At 68.0% G+C, this 3,688-nt stretch carries 3 protein-coding genes and 1 pseudogene; all 4 read right to left on the bottom strand.

The window, feature by feature from the left end:
• A pseudogene (locus EPN59_RS11225) lies at window positions 1-206 on the bottom strand (hypothetical protein); the annotation flags it as partial.
• Window positions 207-306: 100 nt separating this feature from the next.
• The gene (locus EPN59_RS11220) at window positions 307-963 is read right to left on the bottom strand and encodes a hypothetical protein (protein ID WP_293046059.1); all 657 of its coding nucleotides are present in this window, start codon (window positions 961-963) and stop codon (window positions 307-309) included.
• 266 nt (window positions 964-1,229) lie between these two features.
• A complete protein-coding gene (hutC, locus tag EPN59_RS11215) occupies window positions 1,230-1,925 on the bottom strand; it encodes a histidine utilization repressor (protein ID WP_293041556.1) in 696 nt (231 codons plus the stop codon).
• 18 nt (window positions 1,926-1,943) lie between these two features.
• Window positions 1,944-3,470: a histidine ammonia-lyase gene (gene hutH / locus EPN59_RS11210; protein ID WP_293046056.1), complete on the bottom strand. Its 1,527-nt coding sequence runs from the start codon at window positions 3,468-3,470 to the stop codon at window positions 1,944-1,946.
• Window positions 3,471-3,688 lie beyond the last annotated feature (218 nt).

The following is a 3,688-nucleotide window of genomic DNA, read 5'->3' as shown; positions in this document are numbered from 1 at the left end:
TCGTCGTGTTCGGCGATGGAGCCGTCTTGCTGCACGACGAACAGATGCACGTCGCGCACAATCGTGGCCGGTGCGGCGTCTGCCGAATTCGCTTGTTCCTGCGCTTGTTCCTGCGCGCCCTGCGCCTGCGCGACGCTCGCGGCCAGCGCAACGCCCAGCACGCACGCAAGCCGCGCCGCAAACGCGCGAGCAGCGAGAGCATGCACGGCGACCTCGCGAAACGATGGCTACGATTTTTGTTGTAGCACATCGACGCGCAAGGCGTAGCGCGCACAAACGTCATCGTGCACCGAGCGAGCACGGCGCTCATTCTTCTCCGAGGCGCGCGAGCAGCGCGTGGAGCCGGGTCACGTGACGCAGCAGCAATTCACGATGCTTCTCGATCTGTTCGAGCCGCCCCGCGAGATCGGCGCACACGCTCGCGTCGGGTTCGGCCGCCGCGATGACGTCCTCGACGCGTGCGCGCATGACGCCCGGCTCGACGGGCGGCACGCTCAGGTAGCGTTCGAGCTTGCGCACGTCCTGCACGGCCAGGTCACGCATCTTGCGCACGCCCGCCATGCGGCGGTGCGAGTCCGCGCCTGCGGCGGCATCGTCGCGCCTGGCCGGGACCGTCTGCCCGAAGATCGGCTCCGCGCGCAGCACCGGCGGCTTGCGCACCGGGTGCGCCGTGCCGCGAAAGCGCGCATGGGGCCGCTCATTGTCGATCGACTCGCGCGCCGCAGGCGGCACCTCGTCCGCGCGATGCGGCACGTCCATCCAGCCCTCGGGCAAGCCCGTCACCGCTTCGACGCCGCGCACGAATTCACCGCTGAAGGCGCGCTGCCCCGAGAGAATCAGCTTCATGTAGCTTTCGGAGAACGTCATCATGCGCGCGAGCCGCGTGGCCGCGCCCACCTGCCGGGTCAAGAGCGCAAGATTTGCGCGCCATACGGGCATGAGCGTTGCGCCGGTATCGTCCATCGCTCGGATCCTCCCTGGTTCGTGCACATGCGCGAGTCGCCCCATCCTGCTGCCACGGAAACCGCAGGGCTCGCGTGCGCCGGGCCGGTGACTGAAGGTTAGTCGTTCCGTGTGATCGCGCGCAATCTGCGTACCGGGTGCGTACCAGGCGCGCTCGCACGTTAGGGAGCGAGAAAGAGAAAAAGAGGAACGGATGCGCGGCCGAGGGGCAGGACGGCGGGGCCGGAAAGCAGATATCTGAGCCGAGCGAACGCGGCCCGAACGGGCTAGAAATGCCCTGTGAACCGATACCGGCTGCCCGGATGCCAGAGGTTGGCCACCGACGCCACGATCCCGCGCGACCACGTGCGGCGGTGCAGGACGAGGCACGGCTCGGCCTCGCCCATCGCGAGGTGCGCGCGCGTGCCGCCCTCCGGCGCGAGCGCCTCGATCCGGTACTCCACACGCTGCAGGGGCGCGACGCGCACGAGATACTGGTTCGGCGTAATGTGCGCGAAGTCCTGCTCCGCGTAGCCGGGCGCCGCCGATGGATTGACCCAGCGCTCTTCGAGCTGCACGGGCTCGTCGTTCTCGAAGTGCAGCACGCGCGAGTGGAACACGGTGTCGTTCGCGCCGATCTGCATTTCATCGGCGAGCCACCCGTTGGCGCACAGCGCATCGACCTCGATCACATCGGCGCGGTAGCGGTGCCCGCGTGCAACGATTTCGTCGGAGATGCTGCGGATCGCCACCAGCGTCGATTCGTACTTCGGCCGCGCGACGAACGTGCCTGCGCCCTGCACGCGCGTGAGCACCTGCTCGGCGCTCAGCTCGCGCAGCGCGCGGTTCACGGTCATGCGCGCGACCCCGAATTCGCGCGCCAGCTCGTTCTCCGAAGGCACCTGATCGCCCTCGCACCACTCGCCCGAATCGATGCGCGTGAGGATGAAGTCCTTGATGCCCTGGTAAGCGGGTGCGTTCATCGCGCGGCTATGCGCCCGTTATGCCGCGGCTTCGGACTCGAACGCAAGCGGGCTGTGCGCCGCAATCGCGCCGCCCTGCACGAGCCGCGTGACCGCCGCGATATCCGGCGCGAAATAGCGGTCGAGATCGTAATGCGGCACCTCGCGGCGCACGGACTCCATCACGCGCGCGAGCGCCGGGCTCGTATGGTGCGGCGCGCGCAGATCCACGCCCTGCGCCGCCGCAAGCAGCTCGATGGCGAGAATGTTGGCCGTGTTGTCGGCGATGTCGGCCAGCTTGCGCGCGGCGAACGTCGCCATCGACACGTGGTCTTCCTGGTTCGCCGAGGTCGGCAGCGAATCCACCGAAGCCGGATGCGCCAGCGTCTTGTTCTCCGAGGCGAGCGCGGCCGCCGTCACGTGCGCGATCATGAAGCCCGAGTTCACGCCGCCGTCCTTCACGAGGAAAGGCGGCAGGCCCGAGAGCGTCGCGTCGATCAGCAGCGCAATGCGGCGCTCGGCCAGCGCGCCGATTTCGGCGGCGGCCAGCGCGAGATTGTCGGCCGCGAACGCCACCGGCTCCGCGTGGAAATTGCCGCCCGAGAGCACTTCGCCCGTGTCCGGGAAGATGAGCGGATTGTCGGAGACCGCATTCGCTTCCACGAGCAGCACCTGCGCCGCATGGCGCATCTGGTCGAGGCACGCGCCCATCACCTGCGGCTGGCAGCGCAGCGAGTACGGGTCCTGCACCTTGCCGCAGTCGCGGTGCGAAAGATTGATCGCCGAGCCTTCGAGCAGCGCGCGATAGGCCGCCGCCGCGTCGATCTGGCCTTGATGCCCGCGCAGCGCGTGAATACGCGCATCGAACGGCTTGACCGAACCCGCCGCCGCATCGACGCACAGCGCGCCCGAAACGAGCGCCGTGCGGTACAGATCCTCGATGGCGAAGAGGTTGTAGAGCGCGAGCGCGGTGGACGCCTGCGTGCCGTTGAGCAGCGCAAGACCTTCCTTGGCCTGCAGCGTGAGCGGCTTGAGGCCGGCGGCGGCGAGCCCCGCCCCGGCGCTGGCGCGCTCGCCGCGGATGAACACTTCGCCGATGCCGAGCAGCACCGCCGACATGTGCGCGAGCGGCGCGAGGTCGCCCGAGGCGCCCACCGAGCCCTTCACGGGAATCAGCGGCAGCACGTCGGCGTTAAAGAGCGTGATGAGCGCGTCCATCACCTCGCGGCGGATGCCCGAGTGGCCACGGCCAAGGCTCGAGAGCTTCAGTGCCATCAGGAGACGCACGACCGGGCGCGACATCGGCTCGCCCACGCCCACGGCATGCGAGAGCACCAGATTGCGCTGCAGCAGTTCGAGCTGGTCGGCCGGAATGTGGGTGCTGGCGAGGCGCCCGAACCCGGTGTTGATGCCGTAGGCGGGTTCACCCTTCGCTGCGATGGCGGCGACGGTTTGCGCGCCCGCGTCGATCGCCGCGTAGCTCGCCGGATCGAGTTCGAGTTTCACCGTTTCGCGCGCGATCTGGCGCAGTTGGGGCAGGGTCAGGTGGCCAGGCGTGAGTCGCATTGTCGAATCCTGTCTATACAAGTGAGACGCAGTCTAGCCTGGCCAGCTTGTCTATACAACACGTTCCGTGCTTCAAACGCCCTGGGACTATCCATGAGTGTGTCGTGCTTGTGTCGTGCTTGTGTCGTGCTTGTGTCGTGCTTGTGTCGTGCTTGTGTCGTGCTTGTGTCGTGCTTGTGTCGTGCTTGTGTCGTCTAGTCCGCGTTGTTCCCCAGGGC

The organism is Paraburkholderia sp. (genome assembly GCF_004298475.1).
Taxonomy (GTDB): Bacteria; Pseudomonadota; Gammaproteobacteria; order Burkholderiales; family Burkholderiaceae; genus Paraburkholderia; species Paraburkholderia denitrificans.
This window is presented reverse-complemented; position numbering and strand designations above follow the sequence as displayed.

Coding starts and splice junctions, on each gene's coding strand:
- EPN59_RS11220 (WP_293046059.1), bottom strand. CDS start 963: ATGGACGATACCGGCGCAACGCTCATGCCCGTATGGCGCGCAAATCTT.
- hutC (WP_293041556.1), bottom strand. CDS start 1,925: ATGAACGCACCCGCTTACCAGGGCATCAAGGACTTCATCCTCACGCGC.
- hutH (WP_293046056.1), bottom strand. CDS start 3,470: ATGCGACTCACGCCTGGCCACCTGACCCTGCCCCAACTGCGCCAGATC.